Genomic DNA, 251 nt, shown 5'->3' on the forward strand with positions numbered 1-251 from the left:
GTATTTGCTGGTTTTTTACTCGGGAAGCTCAGCTATGCTAGAGAGAAAAATATAAAATTAATTATAAGTGAAGATTCTTATATGCCGGAAATAGATGATGAAAGTATTATCCATGAACTTATTACGATTGTTGGAAATTTAATTGATAATGCATTAGAGGCAGTTACGAATTGTGAACAGAAACAAGTTGAAGTTAAGATACAACAAGGGGATATATTAACTATTACAGTGCAAGATACGGGAAAAGGTAT

General features: G+C 31.5%; 1 protein-coding gene. It reads left to right on the top strand.

What is annotated here, in order from left to right; genetic code table 11:
- Positions 1 to 251 (top strand): ATP-binding protein (locus tag SB717_RS38055; protein WP_410908360.1); only part of this gene is annotated, 251 nt, incomplete at both ends.

The sequence above is a fragment of the Priestia sp. SIMBA_032 genome, assembly GCF_046535215.1.
Classification (GTDB): domain Bacteria; phylum Bacillota; class Bacilli; order Bacillales; family Bacillaceae_H; genus Priestia; species Priestia aryabhattai.